The organism is Arthrobacter sp. BGA-UO-ETr-C19 (assembly GCF_059568005.1).
Genome location: NZ_JCAQPC010000017.1, coordinates 100,840 through 126,123 on the forward strand (window position 1 = coordinate 100,840; position 25,284 = coordinate 126,123).

The following is a 25,284-nucleotide window of genomic DNA, read 5'->3' on the forward strand; positions in this document are numbered from 1 at the left end:
ATTGGGCGGAAAGTGACCCCGCGTTGCTGTTGTCAGGCGGCCGGTGCCGGCTCCGTCACCTTCAGGGGTTCGATCTTGCCCATGATGAACAGGTAGTTGGCGGCGCCGACCAGGGACACTGCGCCGATTACCGCGAGCGGCGCGACGAACGATCCCGTCTGGTCCACCAGCACGCCGATCAGGATCGGGGTGAAGATGCCGGCCAGGTTGGAGGCGAAGTTCTGCAGGCCGCCGATGGAACCCACGTGGCGGGAGCTGGGGGCGACGTCCGCCGGCAGCGACCAGATGCCGGTGGCGGCCACGGTCAGGCTGGAGTAAGCCACGGACAGCAGGGCGAGGGCCATCCATGCTTCGGGCACCAGGGCGGCGAACATGATGACGGAACCGCCTGCGAGGCCGCCGGCGATGGCAGTCTTGCGGACCTTGGTCACTGATGCGCCGGCCCGGACCGCGCGGTCGGCCAGATAGCCGCCGAGCCAGCCGCACAGCACGGCACAGATGCCGGGGATGGCGCCAAAGAAGCCCAGCTTCAAGAGGTCGAAGCCGCGTTCCTTTACGAGGTAGCTGGGGAAGAACGTGATGAAGAAGTAGATGGCGCTGTTCAGGCAGAAGAAGCCGAACATCATGCTGAGCACCGTGCGGTACTTGAAGAGGGAGCGCCACGGGAGCTTGGCGGCGCCGGCATCATCGCTGGCTTCGCCGCGGGCGCCGCCTTCTTCGATGTAGGCCACCTCGGCGGCGTTGGCTCCCGGGTGCTCCTGCGGGCTGCGGTACACCTTCCACCAGACCGCGGCCCAGATGAGGCCAGCGACGCCGATGATGATGAACACCGCGTGCCACGACGTGAGCGCCACGATCAGCGTGACGATGGGCAGTGCGATGACGGCGCCCACCCGCGACCCGGAGTCCCAGATGCTGGTGGCGAATGCCCGCTCCCGGATGGGGAACCAGGTGGCTACCACCTTGGCGGCGGTGCTGGGTGCCGGGCTCTCGCCGACGCCGAGGAGGAACCGGGCGGCGAAGAGCGACCAGAAGTTCGTCGCTGCAGCGGTCACCATGGTGAAGACGGACCACCATACTGCGGCCAGCGAGAATGACCGCCGCGGCCCCACCTTGTCCACGTACCAGCCGGCTGCGAGCTGGCAGAAGTCGTAGGCCCAGAAGAAGGCCGCGAAAATGAGCCCCTGCTGGGTGGCGGTGAGTTCGAAGTCCTTGCCCATGAACGGCAGGGCGACGCTGAGGCTCGAGCGGTCGAGGTAGTTAATGCTGAGCCCGATGAAGGCGAGCCAGATAATGACCCAGCGTTTCCGGGTCATCAGGCGCGGTGGCGTTTGGGAGTTGATGGCGGTTTTGCTTCCGAGCGTAGTCATGCGGTCTCCTTCGACTTATACATGGCTTCGGGTGCTGTGGGCACCGGCGGGAGGGAAAGACGTCGAAGAGATCGGCGCCAAAATCATATAGGAATCTGGTTAATCATATAGATCATCTGCCGCGGATCAAGGGGCAGCCGGAAAAAGTTCGCCGGAGGCGTCGGAGCGCGTGGCTTATGATTCCCCCAGCGACTCCAGTCAGACCAGAATCAAGAGGTAACCGCGTGCCACCACGTCAAACGTCCGATACTTCCCGCGGAAAGGCTGCCGTCAGCGACGTCTACGCGTCCATGCGTGCGGCCATTCTTGAGGGTGAGATGGCCCCGGGCGCGCGCATCAACATCGACGCGGTCTCACGCAGCCTCGGCGTGTCCCAGACGCCGGTGCGCGAGGTCCTCCAGCGCTTGGAGGGCGACAATCTGGTGGTCTACAGCCCCGGTCGCGGATATAGCACCACGCCGCTGCTGGGCCTGGCCGAGCTTCGCTCGCTGTTCGAGTTCCGGCTGCTCGTGGAGCCCTGGGCTGCCCGGGCCGCCGCCGTCGACCGGCTGGCCAACCCGGCGGCCGCCCTCGGGAAGGAGCTCGCCGGCTTCAGGGACACTATGAAGGTCACTAAGGACCTGCGCCAGGACCTCGTGGCGCATGACACCCGCTTCCACGACACCATCCTGGCCGCCTCGGGGAATCCTGTAGTCCGGCACGCGTTCGCGCAGACCCACTGCCACCTCCACACCTTCCGGCTGTATCCGGCCGACGTGGATGGCGCCATCACCGTGGCGGAGCATTCCGCCGTCACGGATGCCATCGAGGCGTGTGACCCGGAGGGGGCGGAGGCGGCGATGACCCGGCACATCCGCAACTCCTTCGACAGATTCGCCCAGGCGTTCGAGGGTGAGCTGGCCCCGCTGGAGGAGGTCGGCCCGCCCGGGAAGCGGATCATCAAATAGGCGGACCGGGATCGGTTCGACGGGCAGCCCTGGCCATTGCGGCCGGGGTTTTTCGTGCCCTGACAAGGGCGGCCGCCGGGTCCCGCTGCGGGAGGGGCTTGATCTGGATCACAGTTCCTATATGATTATCAAAATTCATATAGGAATCGCCCATCTTCCCAGCCCTGAAAGAAGCACCCATGCCTTCCATCACCTCCATCAGCACGCAGGACGTCCGGTTCCCCACGTCCCTGGAGCTTGACGGCTCCGACGCGGTCAACGTTGACCCCGATTACTCCGCTGCCTACGTCGCCATCCGCACCGACGCGGGCGACGAAGGCCACGGTTTCGTCTTCACCTGCGGCCGCGGCAACGAAATCCTCACCGCCGCCATCGACGCCTACGCCCGCCTCCTCGTCGGCCGGGACATCGACGAACTGATTTATGACCTCGGCGGCGCGTCCAAGCGCCTGATCCACGACTCCCAGCTGCGCTGGCTTGGCCCTGAGAAGGGCGTAACTCAGATGGCCTGCGGTGCCCTGGTGAGTGCCCTCTGGGACATCCGGGCCCGGCGCGAGAACAAGCCGCTGTGGCTCCTGCTCAGTGAAATGAGCCCGGAAGAGCTGGTGAGCGTCATCGACTTCACCCATATCCGCGACGCCCTCAGCCCCGAGGAAGCGCTGGAGATCCTGCGTGCCGGCCAGGATGGCAAGTCCGCCCGGATTGCCGCACTCAAGGCGGACGGGTTCCCGGCCTACACCACCTCGCCGGGCTGGCTCGGCTACAGCGACGAGAAGCTGGTGCGGCTGAGCACGGAGGCCGCCGCCGAAGGCTTCTCCATGATCAAGCTCAAAGTGGGCGGCGACATCAACGACGACCGCCGCCGCATGGCCCTGGCCCGCGAGGCCGTCGGCGACCTGCCTATCGCGATTGATGCCAACCAGCGCTGGGAAGTCTCCGAGGCAATCAACTGGGTCAATGAGCTCGCCGAATTCAACCCCTACTGGATCGAAGAGCCCACCAGCACCGATGACATCCTGGGCCACGCCGAGATCAGGAAGGGCGTCGCGCCTGTCCGGGTGGCCACCGGCGAGGCCGTGGCCAGCCGCATTGTGTTCAAGCAGCTGCTGCAGGCGGGGGCAATCGATGTCCTGCAGCTCGATTCCACCCGCGTGGGCGGCGTCAATGAGAACATCGCCAACCTCCTGCTCGCGGCCAAGTTCGGCGTCCCGGTCTGCCCGCACGCCGGCGGCGTGGGCCTGTGCGAGCTGGTCCAGCATTTCTCGTTCTTCGACTACGCAGTGGTCAGCGGCAGTCAGGAGGGGCGCATGATCGAGTACGTCGACCACCTGCACGAGCATTTCGCCGAGCCGGTCCGGATTGTCAACGGGCGCTACGCCGCACCGGTTCTCCCCGGGACGGGCGCCGAGATGTTGAGTGCCTCCCGCTCCCGCTGGGAGTTCCCCGCAGGCTCCGGCTGGCAGGAAGTGGGCAGCCGCGCTGCCGTTACGGGCGCAAACCTCGCTCCCGCAGGGGCCGCCCGATGACCGCCGCCAGCACCGCGGTCATCGCTGCAGGAGCCACCACTGCCGAGGAGTTGAACGCAGCCGTCGAGGCGGCGCAGTCCGCCTTCGAAAAGGGCAGGACCGCGGATCCGGCCACCCGTGCCGGCTGGCTGGAGGCCGTGGCCGCCGGTTTGGAGCAGGATGCCGCAACGCTGGTGGGGATTGCCGCCCGCGAAACCCACCTGGGCGTTCCCCGGCTCGAGGGGGAGCTCAAGCGCACGGTCTTCCAGCTCAGGCTCTTCGCGGCCGAGATCCTGCAGGGCGAGCACTTCGACGCCACGATCGACCACGCCGACCCCAACTGGGGCATGGGTCCCCGTCCGGACCTGCGGCGCTACAACGTTCCGCTCGGCGTCGTGGGCGTCTTCGGTGCCTCCAACTTCCCCTTCGCATTCAGCGTGATGGGCGGCGACAGCGCCTCGGCGCTCGCCGCCGGGTGCAGCGTGGTGCACAAGGCACACGACGGTCACCGCGAACTCGCGGTCCGCACCGCCGAAACGGTGACCTCCGCGCTGGAAGCTGCCGGGGCGCCGTCGGGCCTGTTCTCCCTGGTTTCCGGACGGCAGGCAGCGGAGGCGCTCGTGGATCATCCGCTGGTGAAAGCCGTCGGCTTTACGGGTTCGACGGCGGGCGGCCGGGCGCTGCTGGACCGCGCTGCCGCGCGGCCCGAACCCATCCCGTTCTTTGGCGAACTGGGCGGCATCAATGCTGTCTTTGTCACGCCGAACGCGTGGGCCGCCCGCCGCGAGGAGATCCTCACCGGCTATGCGGGCTCCTTCACTCTGGGCATGGGCCAGTTCTGCACCAAGCCGGGGCTGCTGTTCGTTCCTGCCGGGGACACCGAGGAGATCGGCCGTGTCCTGGCCGGCGCACTTGCGGATTTCGCTCCGGCGCAGCTGCTGAGCGAACGGTTGCACAGCGGCTATGCTGACGCGGTCCGCCGGCTCAGCGGCAGTCACGGGGTGGACGTGCTGCTCGAGGGCGACTTTGCCGCAGCACCGGCGCCCACCGTCCTGCGCACCACGGCCGATGCTGTGCGCGCGGATCCCGGCATCCTGCGGCAGGAGATGTTCGGCCCGGCCAGCCTGGTGGTCGAATACACGGACGGGGCTGAGCTGCCGGGCCTCGCCGAACTGCTCGAGGGGCAGCTCACCACCACGCTGCAGGCCGAAGAGGACGACGACGTCGCCGGGCTCGCCGCGCGGCTCACCGACATCAGTGGCCGGGTGCTGTGGAACGGCTGGCCCACCGGGGTCACCGTCAGTTACGCGCAGAACCACGGAGGCCCGTATCCGGCCACGACGTCGGCCACCACCTCCGTGGGGACGGCCGCGATCCGGCGCTTCCTGCGGCCGGTGGCGTACCAGTCGTTCCCCGCCGCCCGCCTGCCGGAGCCGCTGCGGGACAGCAACCCGTGGAACGTGCCGCAGCGCGTGGACGGAGTCTGGCGCAGGCTCTCTGGTGCCGGCTTTGAGGCGACGATCGGGGGACGTCCGTGACCGCTTCGCCAATTCCCGGGACCTTCGTTCCTCCGGTGAGTTCTGTCCTTCCTGATGACGCTGACCGGGCGCTGCTGATTGGCCGGATCTGGGACCCTGCCACCGGCGGTCCCCGTGTGGTGGCCCTCAGTGCGGACTCCGTCGTCGATCTGACGCGCCTCGCGGGCACCGTCTCGGAACTGCTCGAACTGCCTGATCCAGCCGAGGCAGTCCGTGCAGCGCTCCTTGACCCGGCGCCCGCGGAACCCAGGTGGGCGACGGCCGACGTCGTCGCCGCCTCGCTGGCGGGCGACACAGCCCGGCCGCACCTGCTCGCCCCGGTTGACCTGCAGGTCATCAAGGCCTGCGGCGTGACGTTCGTGGACAGCATGATCGAGCGTGTGATCGAGGAAAGGTGCGCCGGTGACGCCGGCAGGGCGGCCGAGATGCGCGAGCTTGTCGGGACGGCCCTCGGCGGCAGCATCGCGATGGTCCGGCCCGGATCCCCGGAGGCGGCCGAGGCCAAACGGATCCTGACCGCCGAAGGGCTCTGGTCGCAGTACCTCGAGGTGGGCATCGGGCCGGACCCGGAGGTATTCACGAAGGCGCCGGTGCTGTCCTCGGTGGGCCTGGGCGCCGGCATCGGCATTCCGTCCTTCTCCTCCTGGAACAACCCGGAACCTGAGCTGGTCCTGATCGCCACCTCCCGAGGCGACGTGGTGGGCGCCACGCTGGGCAACGACGTGAACCTGCGCGACGTTGAGGGCCGCAGCGCCCTGCTGCTGGGCAAAGCCAAGGACAACAACGCCTCCAGTGCCCTGGGGCCGCTGATCAGGCTCTTCGACGGCGGCTTCACTCTGGACACGCTTCGCGAGGAGGAGATCCTGCTGCGCGTCGAGGGCCCAGACAGTTATGTGCTCGAGGGGCGGAACACGCTGGCGAGGATCAGCAGGCCCTTCGAGGAGCTCGTGGCGGCCACCCGCGGCAGGCACCACCAGTATCCGGACGGCTTCGCGCTGTTCACCGGCACGCTTTTCGCGCCGACCCAGGACCGCGACGAGCCGGGGCAGGGGTTCACGCACAAGCACGGGGACCTTGTGACCATCCGAAGCCGCCACCTCGGTGCCCTCATCAACCGCGTGGGCGCGGCAGAGGAGCTCCCGGAGTGGACCTTCGGCCTGCGGCAGCTGTTTGGCTACCTCGAGGAGCAGCGGCAGACGGAGCTACATCAGATGCAGGAGTAGTCGTAGTCGTAGCCGCCCGAGACGTACTGGGTGAGTGAGACACTGCCGCCTGCGGTCAGAGCGGCGTTGGAGCAGTTGCGGGTGGCCGCGGTCAGGGTCCGTGCCCCGGCCAGCCAGCTGGGAAGCGTGAACAGCGGGCTGGCTGCGGGTACGGTGCCGGCGATCTGGGACCACTGGGTGGCGGTGGAGTAGATGCCGGTCTTCGCGTTGATGCTGCCGAAGAAGGCGACCATGCCTTCCAGGTCTGCCCGGTTGGCCACCTTGTCGCCGGACCAGGAGTTTCCGGTTTCCACATCCAGCCACCAGGTGTAGCCGGACGGGTTGCTGATGCCGCGGATGTACGCATCGTCGTAGGCCTTGGCCCAGCCGTACATGTAGGAGCAGGCAGGGCCCACGTCGTTCGCTTTGCAGTCGCCGTAGGGGTTGAAGACCTTGGTTCCGGCGTAGGTGTTGCTGGTGGGCCACCAGCTGCCGGCCAGGCCGGGGTTGGCGGTGTTGACGTACAGCTGCACCTTGGGCTGCCCCGTGGTGCCCGACGAGGACCCGGCCCAGGTCAGCTGGGTGGCCAGGCACGGGTTCGTGGTGTTCGCGAGGCCGTTGTTGACCCCCACGATCCCGAAGGCCGGTCCCTTCGGCAGCGCCTTGCCGCACTGGGGCCACGAGACATCGTTGCCGACTCCCGCGGCGGCTGCCTCGGCCGGGACGGCCTGAAGCATCAGCATGACGGTGACGGCCAGCGCCGGAAGCCATCGGAATTTGGACAGAACGGATCGAGTAGCGGACATCATCGGCCTTCCCTTTTCAGGCTGCCTGCCAGCTGACAGGCAGCTCCTTGACTCCGTAAACTATGGTGCTGTCCATCCGCTCCAGGTGGGCTCCCGGCGTGAGGATCAGTCCGGGGAGCCGGTCCAGAACGGCCTGCAGCGCGATCCTGGCTTCGAGCCTGGCCAGCGGGGCACCGAGGCAGAAGTGGATACCGTGACCGAAGGCGAGGTGGCGGTTTGGTGTCCGGCCGATGTCGAATTGTCCAGGATCGCGGAATTGGCGCCCATCGCGGTTGGCCGAACCGATCCAGGCCACCAGCGGTGCGCCGGCCGGGATCTGGACGTCGCCCACCGCGGTGTCAGCAGCTGTCACGCGGTACATCGACTGGACGGGGGAGCGGTAGCGCAGCACCTCTTCGATGGCCTGGGGGAGCAGGGACGGCTCGGTGCGGAGCCGTTCCATCGTTCCCGGCGCTTCGGTGAAACTGAGGACGGCGTTGCCGATCAGGTTGGTGGTTGTTTCATTTCCTGCCACCAGGAGCAGGCTGCAGAAGCCCAAGAGCTCGGCCACGCTCAGTTTCTGGCCTTCGATCTCGGCCATCAGCAGGTTGCTGATCAGATCGTTTCCGGGCTGGCGCCTGCGGTGTTCGATGAGGGCCAGGAAGTACTCGGTCATCTCCCGGTTGGTAGTGCTGTGGTCGGCGGTCCGGGGGCCTGCCTGTGTCTGGCTGACGATCACATCGGACCAGTGCTTGAACTTGTCGCGGTCCCCGGCGGGGACTCCCATGAGCTCCGCGATCACGATCACCGGCAGCGGGTAGGCCAGCTCGTCGATGAGGTCGGCCGATCCTTTGGAAGCAATCCCGTCCAGCAGCCCGTCCGTCAGCGTCGAGATCCGCGGCGCAAGGGCCTCCACTGCCTTTGGGGTAAAGGCCTGCGTCACCAGGGAGCGCAACTGCCGGTGCCGGGGCGGATCGGCGGTGATCAGGCTCGCCGCAAACAGCTGGCCTGTCTCGGATGGATCGTCGCCTCCCATCCGCGAAGAGAACGTCCCGTGTTCGGACAGAACCCGCTGGACGTCGTCGTACCGGAACACATGCCAGCTTCCGGATTGCTCGTCGTGGAACACCGGAGCGGATTCCCGCATCCTTTCGTAATGCGGGAACGGGTCCAGTGAAGCCCCATCGATGCGCACGAAGTCCATGGCCGGCCTCTCTGCTCGGCCCGGCGCTCTTCGGGCATTAACTGGAGCGCCGGGGCGGTTGGGCCAAAAGGCCCATAGGAGCCGAGTGTATTCCGGGAAGGCGCCTGCCGTCAGTAGCGTGGCAGGACTCAGCCAAACATCCAGGCCGCGCCCAGCAGCAGCGGGACTGCCAAGGCCGATGTAATTACCGCCGTGGACTGGGCAAGGTTCTGGCCCACGCCGTACCGGACGGCGTAGAGGACCACGTTCTGGCCGGTGGGAAGGATGGCGCAGGCCGTGACAACGAAGGTGCTGAAGGCGTCGAGGCGGAACACGAACACGGCCAGCAGCCAGGCGAGTGCCGGCTGGACGGCCGACTTGAGGATGACGGCGAACAGGGTGGGGACACGGTCCACTGTGCCTTGGCGCGGTGACAGGCCGTGGAGCGACATGCCGAAGATGATCAGCATCAGCGGAACCGTCAGCTGGGCGACCAGCTTCAGGGGATCCAGCACCAGCGCCGGAAGTTCAATTCCGGCCGCGCTGACGACGACCCCGAGAATTGCCGCCACCGTCACGGGGTTGCGCAGGGGAGTGGACAGAATGCTCCACACAGAGGCCCTTTTCCCCGCAGGGTCGGTCAGGTCCAGGATGGTCAGCGCCACAGGGGTCACGAGCGCCAGTTGGAACAGCATGATGGGGGTGACGAAGGTGGCGCTGCCGAGGATGTATAGGGACAGCGGAACGCCGAGGTTCGTGGAATTGACGATTCCCGTGGCCAGGGCACCGATTGTGGTGCGCCGGACGCCCCACCTGCCGATGGCCCCGCTCAGCGCGAACAGCGCCATGACGCAAAGTGCCGTGACAACGGAGATGAGACCGGTCTGGCTGAGGACTTCGGAGATATGCCGGGACGCGATGGTGGAGAACATCAGGCTTGGCAGCCCGACCATGAAGGTCAGGGTGGACAGCACCTTCGTCCCGTGCGGCCCAAGCGCGTTCGTTCTGGCCAAAATGTAGCCGACGAGCAGGACCGTGCCCACCACAAAGAATCCCTTTAAGACTCCATCCAAGCCGCTGTCCTCAATCGTCTGTTGCCGCCCTTACGACGCCGGGCGGTCGGGCTTATCTAAGACTACAGTGTTATTTAGTGCGGGGTTGCGTTCGGAAAGGCTTCGAGGCCCGGGGCCGCGGGTCATTCTTCGGTGCTGCGCAGCCCCTGAATGGCGTTCCAGTAGAGGCGGCTGCACCGCTGCACAAGTTGCTCGTCCGGCATGCTTGCGACCGCACGGAAATCCATGATTTCCCGGGAATTGAACATGGCATTGAACAGGGAAAGCGCGTAGGGAAGCTGGTCCCGGCCAATGTTGGCTTCATCGAGCAGCTGCCGGACGGGTGGGCCCCAGACCCGTTCCAGGGCGAGGGCGTGGGGTTCGTTTGCTTGCAACCTCGTCAGGAATCCTTCGCGGGAGCGGACAAGAACCATGGCCGGGCCGTATTCGGCCACCACCTTCAGCCATTGAGCCATCGTGTCCTTGAAGAGGGCCATTCCGCTGCTTTTCAGGCTCTTGGTCGACTCGTGCAGTTCGTCGATGACGCTGAGCATGAACTTGCGGTGGAGCTCATCGAGCGTGGGAAAGTACCGGTAGGCCGTTGCGAGGGAGAGGCCTGCGCGTTCAGCCACGGCGGGCATGGTCGCCGAGTCCGGGTCCTCGCGGAGAAGTTCGCCGACAGCCACCACGAGTTCCTGCTGGTTGCGGATCGAATCCTGCCGCAGGCGACGCTGCCGTGGCGCAGCTGCTGGCTTCATGCGTCCTGCCCCTCCATCGGTTGACGTCGATCAGTATTTGTTTAGACGATAATCCAGCGTCTGCGCACACAGGAAAGTCGGGCTCCCCGGAGGGAACCCGACTGTTCGGTAACCTCGGCCCGGCTACAGCCCGAGGCCCCCAAGCTTGTCCCCCAACCCGCCGGGAAGCTTGCCCAGCAGGTCTGCGGGGTTGATGCCGAGCTGGGAGAGCAGCCCGGCGTGCTGGTCGGTGTCCACCTGGTCCGGCAGCTCCGTTTCGGCCTGTGCGGCTTTGTCGTTGTCGCCCCGGGACCTGAGGAATTCGAGGATCTGTGCCTTGTCGATCTGCATGGTGTTTCTCCTTTGCGATTTCCGGAACTGCTCAGGGTGCTTATCACCTTTCCGGAAAACGGCTCACCGATCAAGCGCCGCAAGGAACCCCCGACCGAAGAATCGGGGACTAAGCCGGCCTGCTCCCGACGATGGAAGCCAGGGATGCAAGGCCCTTCTCGAAGTCGCCGCCCACCATCTTGTCCATGTTCATGAACAGCGCAAAGACCTTGCCGATGCCCTTGTGCTCGCCGGCCATGGTCCAGGTGACGCGCGTGCCGCCGCCTTCCGGAACGAAGGTGAAGGAGGTGGGGTTCACAGCGGCGAATGGCTTGGTGAACTCCAGCCGGATCCGAATGACATCAGGTTCCTGCGACTCGACGATCTCCATGTTGCCGGCGCCGGCTTTGCGGTTGCCGCTCCAGGCGTACTTGGCGCCAACGCCGGATTCCGCGCCGGAGTAGGTCCGCTGCATGTCCGGGTCCACGGTCTCCCATGGCGACCACTTGGGCCACTCGCGAAAGCTGTTGACCAGCGGAAACACATCCTTGGCGGGGGCAGGAATGACTGTGCTGCGTGTGACTGAGTAGGTTGACATGGCCCCATCCTACGGCCGCCTGCAAACGGCCCGCTGCTACCCGAAGGACACAGCGGGCCGCTGTTGCAGCCGCCGCTAGCTGTTGGCCGTGGCGTCGTCGGAACCCTGCGGGCCGCCGTGCCCGCCCGGACCGCCGAAGCCCTCCTCGGTGCCGGTAACTGCAAAGTTCGCATCCAGCAGCACGGTGGCACGGGTGCCGTCCGCCTTGGTGATGTGGGCTTCGTAGGTGGCACCGTCGGCGTCGGTTTCCATCCGGTCGATGGTGGCGCCGGGCTGGGCGGCCTTGACGGCGGCCTCGACCTTGGCCGCGGTATCGCCGGTCAGGATTTCCTCAGTCTTGCCGTTCGCCTGGTGCTGGCCCCGAGGTCCGCCGCTGTCGCTGGCGGCGCCGTAACCACCCTGCGCGTACGTCGACGTCGAGGATGCCGTGCTGCTGTCAGCCATGGCGGGGAGGGCCGCGGCGCCGATCGCCCCGCCTCCGACGGCGGCGGCAAGGACTATCCCTGCCGTCATCTTGTTAATCTTGGCCATTGTGAATCTCCTATTCTCCGGGGCCCGGCGGATGTCCGGACCGGCCGCTGGTGCGGCCTGGGAAAATAGTCCGATTCTGGTGTGTGATGCGGCTTCACCGCTGCTGTGCTGTGCCTGTGAACCTGGCGGGGCCTGTGTACTTAGCGGGGCCTGTGTACTTAGCGGGACCTGTGCAGGGCGCGGGCCGCAGGCTCGCCGGGACTCCCGCTGCGGTTTCCGCGCGGTCCAGCGCCTTGCCGAGGCGATCCACGGCATACGGATACCCGGGATCCCAGGCGGTTTTCAGCGTCTCCGCCTCCCGCAGGGCCTTCACAAAATCAGCGGTTTCAGGCCGCCGGACGTCCGCCAGGTCCGGGTAGCTGATGGCCAGCGCGGGATCGAGCTCGTAGCGCGCCCAGCGTCCAACGATCTCTTCATGCACGACGGCGGCCGCGCGGCACAGCGGGCCGTCCACCCGCCGGCGCCGCCGGGTCTCATACCAGGAAAGCACTGCCGGGCTGCTGCGGTAGGCGGCAATGCCGCTCAGCCCTGCGACGGCGGCCATGGCCAGGCCCGCCGGCGGCGAGGCAACCGCGGGGATGAGCAGGGCCGGGGCAATCACTACTGCGCCGCCGAAAAGGTCCCAGAACAGCAGGTCGGAACTGTCGCCGTCGGACGTCTTTAAGTGATGGCGCACGATGAAAACCGTGCAGGCGACTGCGGCCGCCAGCACTGCGCTCCAGAGGGCCAATTGCAGCAGCCCCCAGGGGGCGGCTTCGGAAACTGCGGGCACCACTGCACCTCCCAAGGACGGGCGCTGCCCGGCAATTCGGGCCGCACTTAAATTGCAGCCCCTGCGGAAGCCCCGGTCAATGGGTACCGCCACGGCGGTTTGCAGGGGCGGCCGTGCGGCGTAGCGTAGGCGCCATGCGACTCAAAATGTGCAGCATCCACGTCCAGGACCCTGCCGCGGCGCACTCCTTCTACACGGAGACCCTCGGCTTCGACACGCTCATGGCCATGCCCGAGCACAACCTTTTCATCGTCAAGGACCCTGGAGCGGGCGGCACCGTGGGACTGCTGCTGGAGCCCAGCGACAACCCCATCGCCTCCGCCTACAGCAAGGGACTGTACGACGCCGGGATCCCCGCCATCGTCTTTGGCGCGCCGGACGTCAAGGCTGAATACGAGCGCCTGACCGCCGCCGGCGTCCAGTTCCGGGGCGAGCCCGCCGAGGATCCGTCCGGGATTTCCGCGGTGTTCGACGACGGCTGCGGCAACTACATCCAGCTGCACCAGGACTAGTACTGCATGGATGCCGCTGACGCCCTCAACGAGATTGCCTTCTGGCTCGAGCGCTCCGCCGCGCCGACGTTCAAGGTCCAGGCATTCCGAAAGGCGGCCGGCGTCATCAGCGCACTGACTCCGGACGAGGTTGCGGACCGCGCCCGCGACGGCAGGCTCAAGCGGACGAAGGGGATCGGGGACACCACCTTCAACGTCATCCGGCAGGCTGTGGACGGCGACGTGCCCGACTATCTGGAGAAGCTGCGGCAGGGCGGCGCCAAGCCACTCGCCGCGGGGGGAGACGGGCTGCGCCCGCTGCTCCGCGGCGACCTGCACAGCCACAGTGACTGGTCCGACGGCGGTTCCCCTCCGGAGCTGATGGCCGACGCCGCCCGGCACCTGGGCCGGGAATACCTGGCCCTGACGGACCACTCGCCAAACCTCAAGATTGCCAACGGGCTGACTGCCGAGCGGCTCAGCGAGCAGCTCGACGTGGTGGCCGGGCTGAACGGCGACGCCGACGGGAGCTTCCGGCTGCTGTCCGGCATCGAGGTGGACATCCTGGAAAACGGCGAGCTGGACCAGACGCCGGAGATGCTGGACCGGCTTGACGTGGTGGTGGCCAGCGTGCACTCCAAGCTCCGCTCGGACCGGCGCACCATGACGGAGCGGATGCTCGGCGGCATCCGCGATCCCCACACCAATGTCCTGGGCCACTGCACCGGCCGGCTGCTGCAGGGGTCCCGTGGGACCCGTCCCGAGTCCGAATTCGATGCCGAGCGCGTCTTTGCGGCGTGCGCGGAAGCCAATGTCGCCGTCGAAATCAACTCACGGCCCGAACGGCAGGACCCGCCGGACAACCTGATGCAGCTGGCACTCGACGCCGGCTGCCTGTTCAGCATCGACAGCGACGCCCACGCCCCGGGCCAGCTCGACTTCCTGCAGTACGGCGCCGAGCGGGCCGAACGCAACGGTGTTCCGGCCGAGCGGATCATCACCACGTGGCCGCTGGACCGGCTCCTGGAATGGCTGAACAGCCGGAACTAGCGGCATGGAACGTTGCTCAAGAATTCAGTAAGCATAATGACTATGCATGGATGGAGTGGTACACCTTAATTGTTCCGTCGCGGAACCCCGGCGGACCCGTCACTCCTTGCGAGGTGCACCATGACCGCTATGAATCCGGCGAACCATCTGGACGAACTGGGCCACCGGACCCTTAGAAAAGTGCGCGGCCGCCTCATGCCGCTCATTGTGCTGCTCTACTTCGTGGCATACCTGGACCGGAACAACGTCGGCTTCGCCAAGCTGACCATGAGTGAGGACATCGGCCTCAGTGCTGCAGCCTACGGACTCGGTGCAGGCATGTTCTTCATCGGCTATGCGCTGCTGGAAATCCCCAGCAACGCCGGCATGTACCGGTTCGGCGCCAGGAAATGGATCGCCCGCATCCTGATCTCGTGGGGCATCTTCGCCACGGCCATGGCCTTGGTGAACGGGGAGACCACCTTCTACGTTATCCGCTTCCTGCTCGGCGCGGCCGAGGCGGGCTTCTTCCCCGCGATCCTGTTCTACCTGACCCTGTGGTTCCCCGCCCCGCAGCGCGTGCTGGTGCTGGGCATCTTCATCCTCGCCCAGCCCGTCTCCAATGCGCTCGGTGCCCCGGTGTCCGGCCTTCTGCTCCAGATGGAAGGCGTAGCCGGCCTGCACGGGTGGCAATGGCTGTACATCATCGAAGGCATTCCGGCCATCCTCCTGGGCCTGCTCACCCCGGTGCTGATGACTGACCGGCCCAGCCATGCGCACTGGCTCGCCGCCGATGAGCGGGAATGGCTCACCCGGACGATGGATGAGGAACTCGCCCACAAACAGAAGGGCCAGCCGCACCACTTCCTGGCTGGTCTGAAGGATCGCCGGACCATCGCCTACTCGGCGCTGTATTTCGGGCTGGTCTGCGGCATCTACGGCCTGGGCCTGTGGATGCCCACCATCGTCGCCGCCCTTGGCAAGTTCAGCACCACCCAGGTGGGGTTCATCGTCGCCATCCCGTACACGATTGCTGCGGTGTTCGTTTACTTCTGGGGCAGGCGGTCCGACCGCACCGGCAACCGCGTTATGCACGCCAGTATCAGCATGGTGATGGCCGCCGTCGGCCTGGTTGCTGCCGGCAGCCTGGTGCAGGTCAACGCCATCCTGGCCCTGATCGCCCTGACCCTCGCAGCCATGGGCATCTACTCGGCCATCGCCCCGTTCCTGGCCATGCCCTCCACGGCGCTGGTGGGAGCGGCGGCAGCGGCCGGCCTCGCCATGGTGAATTCGCTCGGCAACCTCGGCGGCTTCGTGGCGCCGTACATCGTGGGCGTGCTCAATGACGCCACCGGCGACAACCGGTCCGGCCTGGTCTTCCTGTCCGCCTGCCTCGCTGTTACCGCCGTCGCCACCTACCTGTACGCCCGCAAGCGGCCTGAGGGGCACGTGAAGCCGGGCACGCACGCTGCCGTGGGTGAAGAGGCGGTGGCCGCTGACGAGTTCGACGACACCAGCCACTAGACGACACCGACTACTGGACGACATCACGTACTAGAGGGGATCACCGACATGACGCACCACGACACGTTCCCGGCCGAACGCACCGCGGTGCTGACCGGGGCCGCCTCCGCACGGGGCATAGGCCGGGCGACGGCGGAAATGCTGGCGAGCGAGGGCTGGTCCGTGGCCATCCTCGATATCGACGGCGACGCGGCACGGCGCGCGGCGGAGGACATCTCATCCGTTTACGGCGTCCTGGCCAGGGGTGTGGGAGCCGACGTCTCCGACCAGGCCACCGTGAACGCGGCCATCGACGAGGTGGAGGCCAACATGCCGCCCATCGTGGCGCTGGCGAACCTCGCCGGCATCAGCTCACCCACGGAGTTCATGGACGAGACGCTTGAGGCGTGGGAACGGGTCTTCAAGATCAATATGACCGGCACGTTCCTGGTCACCCAGCGCGTGCTGCGCGGGATGATCGAGCGCAAACTCGGCCGGGTGGTCAGCGTCTCCTCCATCTCCGCGCAGCGTGGCGGCGGCACCTATTCCAAGGTGGCGTACAGCGCGTCGAAGGCAGCCATCGTTGGCTTCACCCGGGCCTTGGCCAGGGAGATGGGCCAGTACAACATCACCGTCAACTGCATCGCCCCCGGCCCAGTGGACACCGACATCATGGGCGGCACGCTGACCGACGAACGCAAGGCAGACATGTCCAGGGACATCCTTGTGGGCCGGGTGGGCACCGTCCGCGACATCGCCGCCCTTATGGTGTTCCTGATGGGGGAGGACGCGGGCTACATCACCGCCGCGACGTACGACATCAACGGCGGGCTGCAGATTTCCTGATCGGCTGCTGGGCTGCCGCGGGCGCCGCTCAGGCTGCCGCGGGGCTGGGCGACATCTCGGCCGCCTGGCGCAGCGCCTCGATCATGCTGCGAACGTCCACGATGCCCTTGCCTGCGATGTCGAAGGCGGTGCCGTGGTCCACGGATGTGCGGATGACGGGCAGGCCCACGGTGATGTTGACGCCGGCTTCGATGCCGAGGACCTTGATCGGTCCATGGCCCTGGTCGTGGTACATCGCCACGATGAGGTCGTAGTCGCCGCGGCCGGCCAGGAAGAACGCCGTGTCCGCGGGGAGCGGGCCGCGGGCGTCGATGCCGTCGGCCTGGAGCTTCTCGATGGCCGGGGTGATCTTCTCGGCCTCCTCACCGTAGCCGAAGAGGCCGTTTTCGCCGGCGTGCGGGTTGATGGCGCACACTCCGATCTTCGGGTTGGCGATGCCGGCGCGCTGCATGGCGCTGTGGCCGCGGCGAACGGTCCGCTCCACCAGGCCGGGCTCGATCTTGTTTATGGCGTCGATGAGGCCGATGTGCGTGGTGACGTGGATGACCTTGACCTTGGGCGTGGACAGCATCATGGACACTTCCTCGACGCCCATGAAGTGCGCCAGCAGTTCGGTGTGGCCCGGGTAGATGTGCCCGGCCTTGTGCAGCGCGGCCTTGTTCAGGGGTGCCGTGCAGATGCCCTGGACCTGGCCGCCCATGCCCAGCTCGCAGGCGATCCGGATGTAGTGGTAGGCGGCGTTGCCGGCCTCGGCGGACTCCTGGCCCCACGGCAGGTCGGCAGAAAGCAGCTTCGGATCGATCACGTTGATCCGGCCGGCCTCGAAGACCGCCTCACCCACCGTCTCCACCTCGACAATATTCGCTTCTACGCCCAGCGCCTTGGCGCCCAGCTGCAGCCGGTGGACGTCGCCGATGACCACGGGCCGGCAGTCGCGGTAGGCGTTCCCGTCGAGGAGGGCACCCACTGTCACCTCGGGGCCCACGCCCGCGCCGTCGCCCATAGTTACGGCGATGAAGGGCCGGGTGTCCTGTTCGGTTGCGTTCACAGCTGTTGTCATTGGATCTCCAGGTTTGAGGGAGGGGTGGGAAGTGCTGTTGGAAGACCGGAGGTCTTTGATGGCGGAGTAGAGCTGGACGAGGGCGTCCTTGTCGCCGAAGCTGCCGGGCTTGGTGCCCACCAGCCGCCCGTCGTCGGAAAGGCTGACCACGGCGCCGTGCTGTACAGACGCCAGCGGGGTCAGCGAGCGGATGCCGAGGGCATCGAGTACCTCGCGGGCGGTTTCGCCGCCGGTGAGGATCAGGTCTGCCGCTGCCGCGTTACCAGCTGCCGCGGAACCAGTTGCCGCGTCGGCGGCCAGCCGCGCCAGGTTCCGCACGATTCTGCCGGACTCGCGGGGATTGACGACGTCGGCGGTGACAGTCAGGGCTGCCGGCCCGCCTGCCGCCAGGAGCTGCCGGGCTTCCGCGAGCCTTGGGCGGAAATCCTCCGGACGCTGCAGTTCGCCTGGAGCGATCCGCAGGGCCGTGAAGCCGCCGGCCTCCAGCTTTCGCAGCTGCGCCGCCGCCTTCGCCGAGGCGGAGCCGACGGCGGCCAGCACGGTCCGGGGTACGCCCGCCGTCGCCAGGCCGCCTGACACCCGTTGTTGCGCGTTTCGCGCAGAGCTGCTGCCCACCTTCGCTGCCAGCAGCAGGGCCATTCCGCCGGTTCCGGCCAGCACGATGCGCCGCCCGCCGGCCCTGAAGCCCAGGTCCAGCAGCGCCTGCGCGACGGCCTCCAGGTCGGCCGGAGTCTCGCCGTCGACAATCACGGTGGCGGGAGCGGCACTGGATGATGTATCAGACAGCGCCTTGCCAGACAGCGCCTTGCCAAGGACGGCGGCGAGGCCGCCCGACCGCACCGCGGAAAGCTCCGCAAGCTGCACCGAAGCGCCCGGGCCCAGCAGCTGCGCGATCTCCGCGGGCGGTGCGGCTGCCTCTGCCCGCCACAGTTCGGTGCGGTCCAGCCGGACACCGTCGGCAAAGGGCCGGCCGCCTACGACTGTCCGGTTCAGTTGGGGGAGCGCCCCGGCCACCACAACGTGGTGGCCCAGAGCCGAAAGTGCCGCGAGCTCCGGGCCCACATTCCCCCGCCACAGGGAATCGATCTTCTTGAACAGGACGCCCGCGCCGTCTGCGGTGGGGCTGCCGAAGACGGCTGCCGCAGCTGCGGCTGCGGACTCCGGGGCTACGGCGCGTGAGTGGGTATCGACAACCAGGACGTCCGGACGGCTGCCGGCGTCTGTGCCTTCCACAGCTGTACCTTCGGCAGTCATGTCTGCCGCGGGAGCGGACAGGAGGAGCCGCGTGTCCAGCCCCTGGGCTGCAAAGCATTGCCCCACTTCTGCTGCGCCGGAAAAGTCATCGGCCTGGATGAGGACTGCAGTCACGTCGTCCTCCCTTCTTCTATGGATCGGTAGCACCATGATGGCATGCTTGCGCAGATTGCGCTAGGCCGGTTGCGCATTTCGCGCAGAGATGGCAGAGTGATGCATGTAACACGGCACAGGCCATCCGGCCGCCAGCCGTCCCATTCAACCGAGAGGTCAACGATGACCGTTCTTCCTCAAGGAAGTGAGATCTCACGGCGCCGCCTCCTGCAGTTTGGCGCAGCCGCCGGATTTCTCCTGGGCACAGGCTCCATGGCCGGGTGTGCCGGCCCCACGGGCCTGCCGGGACCCAGCACCCTGACGCTGGCCCTCAACAGGTCCCTCGTCAGCCTGGACAACAAGCTCAACCAGTTCGACGCCGCCGTCACCGTGCAGCGTGCCGTGCGGCAGGGACTGACCGCCATCGGCCCCGAAACCAAACCGATCCTGGTCCTGGCGGACCGCTTTGAGATGACCTCGCCCACCGTGTGGACGGTGCGCCTGCGCGAAGGCGTCCGCTATTCGGACGGCACCCCGGTGGCCATCGAGGACATCGCCACGGCGCTGAAGATGTACCAGCAGGTGCAGGGTTCCTTCGTCGCCGGGTTCTTCCCGGAATTCCCCACGGTGGTCCCGGTGGATGACAGGACGTTCCGGATGGAGTCCAAGAACCCCATCCCCATCCTCGATTCCCTGATGAGCATGATCCTGATCAGCCCGGCAGCGAAGAACAAGCCGGAGGAGCTGCAGGAGGGCGTGGGCACCGGCCCGTACGTGGTGACCAGGTTCAACCGCGGCGCCGGCACCTACAGCCTTAAGCGCAACGAGAACTACTGGGGCCCCGCCCCCAAGGTGGACAACGTCGAGGTCCGGTTCCTGCCGGAGGAATCCAGCCGCGTCATTGCGCTGCGCAGCGGCGAAGTGGACGTCATTGACTCCATCACGCCTGACTCGCGCGAACAGCTGGCCGGACTTCCCGGCGTCGTCCTGGCCGAGGCGTCCAGCCTCCGGCTGAACCAGATCTTCTACAACTTCCGCAAGCCGGCCAGCCATCCGCTGTCCGACGTCCGCGTCCGCCAGGCCCTCAGCTGGGCGGTCGACGGCGAGGCGCTGGTCAAGGACGTCCTGGTCGACTCGGTCAGCGAAGCCGAAGGCGTGGTCCCGTCCAGCCTCACCGGCTTCGCCAAGACCGGCAACTACACCTACGATCCGGAGAAGGCCAAGGCCACGCTGAAGAGCCTCGGCGTCACGGACCTCAACCTGAAGATCATCTGGGAAACCGGCGAGTTCGCCTCCGACACCTCCGTGATGGAGGCGCTGGTGGAGATGTTCGGCAACATCGGCGTGAAGACCCAGCTGCAGCAGTTCGAGCCCGGTGGCAACATCCTGGCCTGGCGCCAGGGCAAGCAGGGCGACTGGGACCTGCTGGGCAACGGCTTCAGCAGCCCCACCGGCCTGGCCATCACCATGATGCAGGGCATGTACGCCGGAACCGCGGAGAAGGAAAAGACCCGCGACACCTACCAGGGCTACGTGGTCCCGGACGTGCAGGCAAAGATCCAGGCCGCGTCCTCCGAAGTGGATCCGGTACGCCGGGAGCAGCTGCTCGCCACTGCACAGAAGGCCATCTGGGACACCTGGCCGTGCGCCTGGGCATTCGTTCCCAAGTCGGTGCTGGCCCATCAGAAGCGCGTGGCAGGCCTGGCCCTGGCACCCACCAACTCCTACCCCCTCGTTGACGTCCGGCTGGAGGCCTGAGTCATGACCAACTACATCCTCAAGCGGCTGGGGCAAGGCCTGCTGACCGTGTTCCTGACGGTCTCGACGGTTTTCATCCTGATCCGCCTCGCTCCCGGTGATCCGGCCGTGTCCTACGCCGGACCGCTGGCCACCACCGAGCAGCTGGCCAGGGTCCGCGAACAATTCGGCCTGGACCGTCCCGTGCTGGAGCAGTACTGGATCTTCCTGCAGCAGCTGTTCACCGGCAACCTCGGCACGTCCTACTCGTTCCAGGCGCCGGCCATGCAGGTGGTGGCCGAGCGGATGCCGTACACGCTCACCCTCGCCACCGCGGCCATCCTCCTCACCGCCGTGATCGCCATCCCGCTGGGCGTGTGGATGGCCCGCCGCCCGGACACCAACCGCGAACTTGGCGTCAACGTCCTCACCATCGCCGGGCAGTCCATGCCGGACTTCTGGACCGGCATCATGCTCCTGACCGGGTTCGCCGTCCTGATCCCGCTGTTCCCGGCCTCGGGCTTCGCCACCTGGGGCGGACTGGTCCTCCCCACCGTCACCATCGCCATCCTGCAGATCGCGCTGATCTCGCGGATGGTGCGGCGTGAGATGACCGCCAACTTCGCGGCCCCCTACCTGACCGTCGCGCGGTCCAGGGGAGTGGGCAGCCCGGCGCTGACCTGGCGCTATGCCATGGGCAACTCCGCGATTCCGGTCTTCACCGCGCTGGGCACGCGCTTCGCCGCCATGCTCAACGGCGTGGTGGTGGTGGAAGTCGTGTTCGCCTGGCCCGGCGTCGGCTCCCTCATTGTCCGGGCCCTCGAAACCCGCGACTACCCCCTAATCCAGGCAACCGTCCTGCTGACGTCCCTGCTGGCCGTGGCCGTCCAGCTCGTCATCGACCTCGCCTACCCGCTTCTCGATCCCCGCGTTCGTCTTGGAAAGGCGGCAGCAGCATGAGCCTCAGCGACACCGCAACGCCGGCGGCATCCGCCGCGCAACCATCCCGGACGCCGTCCCCGAGCGCCGTCACCAGGGAACTGGTCGCGAAGGCGGGGGCCACCCGCCGCCGCAACGCCGCCAAGTGGAAACTGCGCATCGGCGCCGTCTGCACGCTGCTCGTCATCATTCCCATCCTGCTGGCCCAGGTGCTTCCGCTGCCGGACGCCAACCACCAGGACCTCTCCGCCCGGCGGCTCGCCCCGCTCATGGACGGCCACCTGTTCGGCACCGACCAGCTGGGCCGCGACCTGCTCTCCCGGGTCCTGCACGGCGGCCAGGTCTCCCTGACCATCGGCATCCTGGCCGTGGTGGTTTCCGGCGCCATCGGCATCATCCTCGGTGCGGCCGCCGGCTACTTCGGCGGCTGGGTGGACACAGTGGTCTCCCGCCTCCTCGAAGCCCAGATGTCCCTGCCGCTGCTGATGATGCTGCTCCTGGTGGTGGCGCTCTTCGGCCCGTCCATCCCGGTGATCACGTTCGTCATCGCCATCGCCCAATGGCCGGAAGTGGCCAGGCTGACCAGGTCCATGGTGCTCGTGGAACGCGAAAAACCGTACGTCTCCGCGGCGCGCATCCTGGGCCTGCACCGCATCCAGATCCTCATCCAGCACATCATCCCGAACGTCATCAAGCAGGCAACCCTCGTGGTGCTGCTGCTCCTGGCCCAGGCCGTCCTGCTCGAGAGCGCACTCAGCTTCCTCGGCGCCGGCCCCCAGCGTCCGTTCGCCACCTGGGGACGCATCATCTCCGACGGCCAGGACTACATCACTACCTCCTGGTGGATGGTCACCCTGCCCGGCCTGGTGATCGTGCTCATGGTGGTGGGCGTGAACCTGCTGGGCGACGGCCTCCGCGACCGTCCCCGCCGCAAGAAGAAGGGTGCCTGAGAAATGAACGCACAAACTGAGCCGGCCCTGCTCGAGGTCCGCGACTTCCAGGTGGAGCTCATCACCGACGCCGGCATCATCCGGGCCGTGGATTCCGTGAACTTCAGCATCCACCGCGGAGAGACGGTCACCATCATCGGTGAGTCCGGTTCGGGCAAATCGACGACGGCGATGGGCATCCTTCGCCTGCTCCCGGACGATCTGGCGGTGCTTTCGGGCACCGTGCTCATCGACGGCACGGACGTCGTGGCCGTGCCCAAGGCCATCGACAAGGTCCGCGGCCGCACCGTCGCGCTGATCCCGCAGGACCCAATGACCGCGCTGAGCCCCGTGCATTCGATCGGCAGCCAGCTGTCGGAGGCGATCCGGATCGCCGGCGCCGCCTCCAAGGACAAGGACGCCGTCCGGGCCCGCGCCATCCGGCTTCTGGAACAGGTGCACATCCCCACCCCGGAGGTGCAGCTGAAGAAGTACCCGCACCAGCTCTCCGGCGGCATGCTCCAGCGCGTGCTGATCGCGATCGCCCTGGCCAGCGAACCGCAGCTCCTGGTGGCGGACGAACCCACCTCGGCGCTGGACGTCACGGTGCAGGCCGGCATCCTGGACCTCCTGCTGGAACTGCAGGAGCAGCGCGGCATCGGCATCCTGATGATCACGCACGACCTCGGCGTGGCCCGCCTGATCTCGGACCGCATCCACGTGATGAAGGACGGCTCCTTCGTGGAGTCCGGCGACGTCCAGCAGGTTGTGGAGCACCCGGCCACGGAGTACACCCGCAACCTGCTGGCCGCCGTGCCCATCCTGGGGCCGTGGGACGAAACCCCTGCCGGCAGCACGCCATCCGACCCAGCGGCAGCGGCCGCCCTGACCAATACCGGAGCCAGCCATGACTAAGCCGTTCCTCTCCGTTGAGAACCTCGTCGTGGACTACCACGTGCCGGGCGGAACGTTCCGCGCCGTGGATGACGTCTCCTTCTCCGTGGACAAAGGCAAGACGATCGCCGTCGTCGGTGAATCCGGCTGCGGAAAGTCCACCATTGCCAAGGCGCTGATGCGCCTGGTGACGCCGGCCAGCGGCCGGATCGAGCTGGACGGCACGGACATCGCAGCCATGAGCGAGGCCAAGCTGCGGCCGCTCCGTTCCAAGTTCCAGATGGTCTTCCAGGATCCGTACGGCTCCCTGGACCCGCACCTCACCGCGCAGGAGATCGTGGCCGAACCGCTGAAGCTGCAGGGCGTCCGGTCCAAAGCTGAGCGGCACAAGGAAGCCGCGAAGCTGATCGACCAGGTGGGCCTGCCGGCCAAGTCCCTGGACCGCCACCCGGCGGAGTTCTCCGGCGGCCAGCGGCAGCGCATCGGCATTGCCCGGGCGCTCGCGTCCAAGCCGGAACTGCTGGTCTGCGATGAAGCCACGAGCGCGCTGGATGTGTCCGTCCAGGCGCAGGTGCTGCGGCTGCTGAAGTCCATCCAGGACGAAACCGGCATCACCTACGTGTTCATCTCCCACAACCTTGGCGTGGTGCAGGAGATCAGCGATAGCGTCATGGTCATGCAGCGCGGCAAGCTCGTGGAGCACGGAACAACGGCGCAGGTGCTGACCGCGCCCAGGGAGGACTACACCCGCAAGCTCCGCCGTGCCGCCCTCGACCCGTCCACCATGCGCGGCCTCAAGCCGCGCCACGTCGTCCGATCGCTGGCGCTCAAAGGCGCCTGACCCCCGGCTGCCCGGACCTCTGAACCCCTGAACTTCTGAAACCCTGAACCTCTGAAACCGACCGATACTGCAACCCACGGAGAATCAACGCATGAGCAAGCAGCCAGAAGGAACCCCGGTGGAAGGACTGAAGCTTCCCATCTCACGGCTGGTCCTGGGCACCATGACGTTCGGCGACACCGCCGATGAAGCCACCGCCGGACGCATGGTGGAGGAGGCGCTCGACGCCGGCATCACCACCATCGACACCGCCAACGCATACGTGGGCGGCGTGACGGAGGAGATGCTCGCCCGTCTCCTCAAGGGGCGCCGCGACGAGGTCATCCTCGCCTCCAAGGCCGGTATGCCGCACGCGGACCACGGCCAGCACCCGCCGCTGTCCCCGGAGGGGCTCCGCAACAGCGTGGAGGGCAGCCTGCGCCGGCTCGGAGTGGACAGCATCGACCTGTTCTACCTCCACCAGCCGGACCGTGCCACCCCGCTGCAGGACACCCTGCGCACCGTGGCGGACCTGGTGGCAGAAGGGAAGGTCGGGGCGCTGGGTGTCTCCAACTTCGCGGCCTGGCAGATCGCCGACGTGATCCACGTTGCGCGCGAGGTGGGTGCGCCCGCCCCCGTAGTGGCGCAGCAGCTCTACAACCTGGTGGCCCGGCGGGTGGAGGAGGAATACCTCGAGTTCGCCGCTACCCACAACGTCCACACCATGGTCTACAACCCGCTGGGCGGCGGCCTGCTCACCGGCAAGCACAGCTTCGAGGCCAAGCCCTCGGAGGGCCGCTTCGGTGATTCCAAGCTGGCCGCCATGTACACCCAGCGCTACTGGGACAAGCAGCTGTTCGACGCCATCGGCGAGCTGTCCCGCATCGCTTCGGACGCGGGAGTTTCCCTGGCGGAACTGTCCCTGCGCTGGCTCGCCTACGGCGACGGCGTGGGCTCGATGCTGCTGGGCGGATCCAAGGTGGAACAGCTCCGCGCCAACATCGCCGCCGTAGCCAACGGACCCCTGCCGGCCGACGTCGTCGCGGCCTGCGACGCCGTGGGCACCTCGCTCCGCGGCCCCATGCCCGCCTACAACCGCTGACACTCTCCTGACCGACTGAACCGACTTCTTTCCCGAA

The 25,284-nt window shown here is 67.1% G+C and carries 24 protein-coding genes; 14 read left to right on the forward strand and 10 right to left on the reverse strand.

The window, feature by feature from the left end:
• Window positions 1-32 precede the first annotated feature (32 nt).
• On the reverse strand, window positions 33-1,370 hold the full coding sequence (locus AC57BR_RS09855; RefSeq protein WP_496359996.1) for an MFS transporter: 1,338 nt from the start codon (window positions 1,368-1,370) through the stop codon (window positions 33-35).
• 224 nt (window positions 1,371-1,594) lie between these two features.
• On the opposite strand from AC57BR_RS09855, the gene AC57BR_RS09860 reads away from it, so the two are divergent.
• From AC57BR_RS09860 to AC57BR_RS09875, 4 genes are all read left to right on the forward strand, one after another.
• The gene (locus AC57BR_RS09860; RefSeq protein WP_496359998.1) at window positions 1,595-2,317 is read left to right on the forward strand and encodes a GntR family transcriptional regulator; all 723 of its coding nucleotides are present in this window, start codon (window positions 1,595-1,597) and stop codon (window positions 2,315-2,317) included.
• 179 nt (window positions 2,318-2,496) lie between these two features.
• Window positions 2,497-3,843: an L-fuconate dehydratase gene (locus AC57BR_RS09865; protein ID WP_496360000.1), complete on the forward strand. Its 1,347-nt coding sequence runs from the start codon at window positions 2,497-2,499 to the stop codon at window positions 3,841-3,843.
• Window positions 3,840-5,360 carry an aldehyde dehydrogenase (NADP(+)) gene (locus AC57BR_RS09870; RefSeq protein ID WP_496360002.1) on the forward strand — a complete coding sequence of 507 codons (1,521 nt, stop codon included), beginning with the start codon at window positions 3,840-3,842 and terminating at the stop codon, window positions 5,358-5,360. Before AC57BR_RS09865 ends, AC57BR_RS09870 begins: the two co-directional genes overlap by 4 nt.
• On the forward strand, window positions 5,357-6,583 hold the full coding sequence (locus AC57BR_RS09875) for a fumarylacetoacetate hydrolase family protein (protein ID WP_496360004.1): 1,227 nt from the start codon (window positions 5,357-5,359) through the stop codon (window positions 6,581-6,583). The genes AC57BR_RS09870 and AC57BR_RS09875 overlap by 4 nt, the downstream gene beginning before the upstream one ends.
• Here the strand turns inward: AC57BR_RS09875 and AC57BR_RS09880 are convergent.
• The 8 genes from AC57BR_RS09880 to AC57BR_RS09915 all read right to left on the reverse strand — a co-directional run bounded on the left by AC57BR_RS09880 (window position 6,568) and on the right by AC57BR_RS09915 (window position 12,550).
• Complete coding sequence (locus tag AC57BR_RS09880) at window positions 6,568-7,371, reverse strand: glycoside hydrolase family 25 domain-containing protein (RefSeq protein WP_496360006.1); 804 nt, start codon at window positions 7,369-7,371, stop codon at window positions 6,568-6,570. The two genes, AC57BR_RS09875 and AC57BR_RS09880, sit on opposite strands and share 16 nt — an antisense overlap.
• A gap of 13 nt (window positions 7,372-7,384) precedes the next feature.
• On the reverse strand, window positions 7,385-8,551 hold the full coding sequence (locus AC57BR_RS09885) for a cytochrome P450 (RefSeq protein ID WP_496360008.1): 1,167 nt from the start codon (window positions 8,549-8,551) through the stop codon (window positions 7,385-7,387).
• Between the two features lie 128 nt (window positions 8,552-8,679).
• Window positions 8,680-9,603 (reverse strand): AEC family transporter, encoded by a 924-nt coding sequence (locus tag AC57BR_RS09890; protein ID WP_496360011.1) that lies wholly within the window; start codon window positions 9,601-9,603, stop codon window positions 8,680-8,682.
• Window positions 9,604-9,725: 122 nt separating this feature from the next.
• Window positions 9,726-10,340, reverse strand: coding sequence for a TetR/AcrR family transcriptional regulator (locus tag AC57BR_RS09895; protein WP_496360013.1), 615 nt, complete (start codon window positions 10,338-10,340; stop codon window positions 9,726-9,728).
• A gap of 123 nt (window positions 10,341-10,463) precedes the next feature.
• A complete protein-coding gene (locus AC57BR_RS09900) occupies window positions 10,464-10,670 on the reverse strand; it encodes a hypothetical protein (protein WP_496360015.1) in 207 nt (68 codons plus the stop codon).
• Window positions 10,671-10,779: 109 nt separating this feature from the next.
• The gene (locus AC57BR_RS09905) at window positions 10,780-11,247 is read right to left on the reverse strand and encodes an SRPBCC family protein (RefSeq protein ID WP_496360017.1); all 468 of its coding nucleotides are present in this window, start codon (window positions 11,245-11,247) and stop codon (window positions 10,780-10,782) included.
• A 75-nt stretch (window positions 11,248-11,322) separates the two neighbouring features.
• Complete coding sequence (locus tag AC57BR_RS09910; protein ID WP_496360019.1) at window positions 11,323-11,778, reverse strand: hypothetical protein; 456 nt, start codon at window positions 11,776-11,778, stop codon at window positions 11,323-11,325.
• A 94-nt stretch (window positions 11,779-11,872) separates the two neighbouring features.
• A complete protein-coding gene (locus AC57BR_RS09915; protein WP_496360021.1) occupies window positions 11,873-12,550 on the reverse strand; it encodes a hypothetical protein in 678 nt (225 codons plus the stop codon).
• Between the two features lie 134 nt (window positions 12,551-12,684).
• Between AC57BR_RS09915 and AC57BR_RS09920 the strand changes: the two genes are divergently transcribed.
• The 4 genes from AC57BR_RS09920 to AC57BR_RS09935 all read left to right on the forward strand — a co-directional run bounded on the left by AC57BR_RS09920 (window position 12,685) and on the right by AC57BR_RS09935 (window position 16,419).
• Window positions 12,685-13,062, forward strand: a complete 378-nt coding sequence (locus AC57BR_RS09920; protein ID WP_496360023.1) for a VOC family protein — start codon at window positions 12,685-12,687, stop codon at window positions 13,060-13,062.
• A 6-nt stretch (window positions 13,063-13,068) separates the two neighbouring features.
• Window positions 13,069-14,091, forward strand: a complete 1,023-nt coding sequence (locus AC57BR_RS09925; protein ID WP_496360025.1) for a PHP domain-containing protein — start codon at window positions 13,069-13,071, stop codon at window positions 14,089-14,091.
• Window positions 14,092-14,211: 120 nt separating this feature from the next.
• The gene (locus AC57BR_RS09930) at window positions 14,212-15,594 is read left to right on the forward strand and encodes an MFS transporter (protein ID WP_496360027.1); all 1,383 of its coding nucleotides are present in this window, start codon (window positions 14,212-14,214) and stop codon (window positions 15,592-15,594) included.
• A gap of 48 nt (window positions 15,595-15,642) precedes the next feature.
• On the forward strand, window positions 15,643-16,419 hold the full coding sequence (locus AC57BR_RS09935) for an SDR family NAD(P)-dependent oxidoreductase (protein WP_496360029.1): 777 nt from the start codon (window positions 15,643-15,645) through the stop codon (window positions 16,417-16,419).
• Between the two features lie 28 nt (window positions 16,420-16,447).
• On the opposite strand, the gene pdxA is transcribed toward AC57BR_RS09935, so the two are convergent.
• Entirely contained in the window at window positions 16,448-18,847 is a 2,400-nt protein-coding gene (gene pdxA / locus AC57BR_RS09940) for a 4-hydroxythreonine-4-phosphate dehydrogenase PdxA (protein WP_496360031.1), read from the reverse strand.
• A 162-nt stretch (window positions 18,848-19,009) separates the two neighbouring features.
• Here pdxA and AC57BR_RS09945 point away from each other — a divergent pair, with 162 nt between their 5' ends.
• The 6 genes from AC57BR_RS09945 to AC57BR_RS09970 all read left to right on the forward strand — a co-directional run bounded on the left by AC57BR_RS09945 (window position 19,010) and on the right by AC57BR_RS09970 (window position 25,247).
• Window positions 19,010-20,584, forward strand: coding sequence for an ABC transporter substrate-binding protein (locus AC57BR_RS09945; RefSeq protein WP_496360033.1), 1,575 nt, complete (start codon window positions 19,010-19,012; stop codon window positions 20,582-20,584).
• A 3-nt stretch (window positions 20,585-20,587) separates the two neighbouring features.
• On the forward strand, window positions 20,588-21,523 hold the full coding sequence (locus AC57BR_RS09950) for an ABC transporter permease (RefSeq protein ID WP_496360035.1): 936 nt from the start codon (window positions 20,588-20,590) through the stop codon (window positions 21,521-21,523).
• Window positions 21,520-22,452: an ABC transporter permease gene (locus tag AC57BR_RS09955; protein WP_496360037.1), complete on the forward strand. Its 933-nt coding sequence runs from the start codon at window positions 21,520-21,522 to the stop codon at window positions 22,450-22,452. The genes AC57BR_RS09950 and AC57BR_RS09955 overlap by 4 nt, the downstream gene beginning before the upstream one ends.
• Window positions 22,453-22,455: 3 nt before the next feature.
• A complete protein-coding gene (locus tag AC57BR_RS09960) occupies window positions 22,456-23,346 on the forward strand; it encodes an ABC transporter ATP-binding protein (protein WP_496360039.1) in 891 nt (296 codons plus the stop codon).
• A complete protein-coding gene (locus AC57BR_RS09965; RefSeq protein ID WP_003800545.1) occupies window positions 23,339-24,166 on the forward strand; it encodes an ATP-binding cassette domain-containing protein in 828 nt (275 codons plus the stop codon). The genes AC57BR_RS09960 and AC57BR_RS09965 overlap by 8 nt, the downstream gene beginning before the upstream one ends.
• 91 nt (window positions 24,167-24,257) lie before the next feature.
• Window positions 24,258-25,247, forward strand: a complete 990-nt coding sequence (locus tag AC57BR_RS09970) for an aldo/keto reductase (protein WP_496360042.1) — start codon at window positions 24,258-24,260, stop codon at window positions 25,245-25,247.
• Window positions 25,248-25,284: the final 37 nt, after the last annotated feature.

Bases quoted from the DNA above. Each gene is read 5' to 3' on its own strand.
- AC57BR_RS09855 (WP_496359996.1), bottom strand. From the start codon at position 1,370: ATGACTACGCTCGGAAGCAAAACCGCCATCAACTCCCAAACGCCACCG.
- AC57BR_RS09865 (WP_496360000.1), top strand. From the start codon at position 2,497: ATGCCTTCCATCACCTCCATCAGCACGCAGGACGTCCGGTTCCCCACG.
- AC57BR_RS09870 (WP_496360002.1), top strand. From the start codon at position 3,840: ATGACCGCCGCCAGCACCGCGGTCATCGCTGCAGGAGCCACCACTGCC.
- AC57BR_RS09880 (WP_496360006.1), bottom strand. From the start codon at position 7,371: ATGATGTCCGCTACTCGATCCGTTCTGTCCAAATTCCGATGGCTTCCG.
- AC57BR_RS09885 (WP_496360008.1), bottom strand. From the start codon at position 8,551: ATGGACTTCGTGCGCATCGATGGGGCTTCACTGGACCCGTTCCCGCAT.
- AC57BR_RS09895 (WP_496360013.1), bottom strand. From the start codon at position 10,340: ATGAAGCCAGCAGCTGCGCCACGGCAGCGTCGCCTGCGGCAGGATTCG.
- AC57BR_RS09900 (WP_496360015.1), bottom strand. From the start codon at position 10,670: ATGCAGATCGACAAGGCACAGATCCTCGAATTCCTCAGGTCCCGGGGC.
- AC57BR_RS09905 (WP_496360017.1), bottom strand. From the start codon at position 11,247: ATGTCAACCTACTCAGTCACACGCAGCACAGTCATTCCTGCCCCCGCC.
- AC57BR_RS09910 (WP_496360019.1), bottom strand. From the start codon at position 11,778: ATGGCCAAGATTAACAAGATGACGGCAGGGATAGTCCTTGCCGCCGCC.
- AC57BR_RS09920 (WP_496360023.1), top strand. From the start codon at position 12,685: ATGCGACTCAAAATGTGCAGCATCCACGTCCAGGACCCTGCCGCGGCG.
- AC57BR_RS09925 (WP_496360025.1), top strand. From the start codon at position 13,069: ATGGATGCCGCTGACGCCCTCAACGAGATTGCCTTCTGGCTCGAGCGC.
- AC57BR_RS09930 (WP_496360027.1), top strand. From the start codon at position 14,212: ATGACCGCTATGAATCCGGCGAACCATCTGGACGAACTGGGCCACCGG.
- AC57BR_RS09935 (WP_496360029.1), top strand. From the start codon at position 15,643: ATGACGCACCACGACACGTTCCCGGCCGAACGCACCGCGGTGCTGACC.
- AC57BR_RS09945 (WP_496360033.1), top strand. From the start codon at position 19,010: ATGACCGTTCTTCCTCAAGGAAGTGAGATCTCACGGCGCCGCCTCCTG.
- AC57BR_RS09950 (WP_496360035.1), top strand. From the start codon at position 20,588: ATGACCAACTACATCCTCAAGCGGCTGGGGCAAGGCCTGCTGACCGTG.
- AC57BR_RS09955 (WP_496360037.1), top strand. From the start codon at position 21,520: ATGAGCCTCAGCGACACCGCAACGCCGGCGGCATCCGCCGCGCAACCA.
- AC57BR_RS09960 (WP_496360039.1), top strand. From the start codon at position 22,456: ATGAACGCACAAACTGAGCCGGCCCTGCTCGAGGTCCGCGACTTCCAG.
- AC57BR_RS09965 (WP_003800545.1), top strand. From the start codon at position 23,339: ATGACTAAGCCGTTCCTCTCCGTTGAGAACCTCGTCGTGGACTACCAC.
- AC57BR_RS09970 (WP_496360042.1), top strand. From the start codon at position 24,258: ATGAGCAAGCAGCCAGAAGGAACCCCGGTGGAAGGACTGAAGCTTCCC.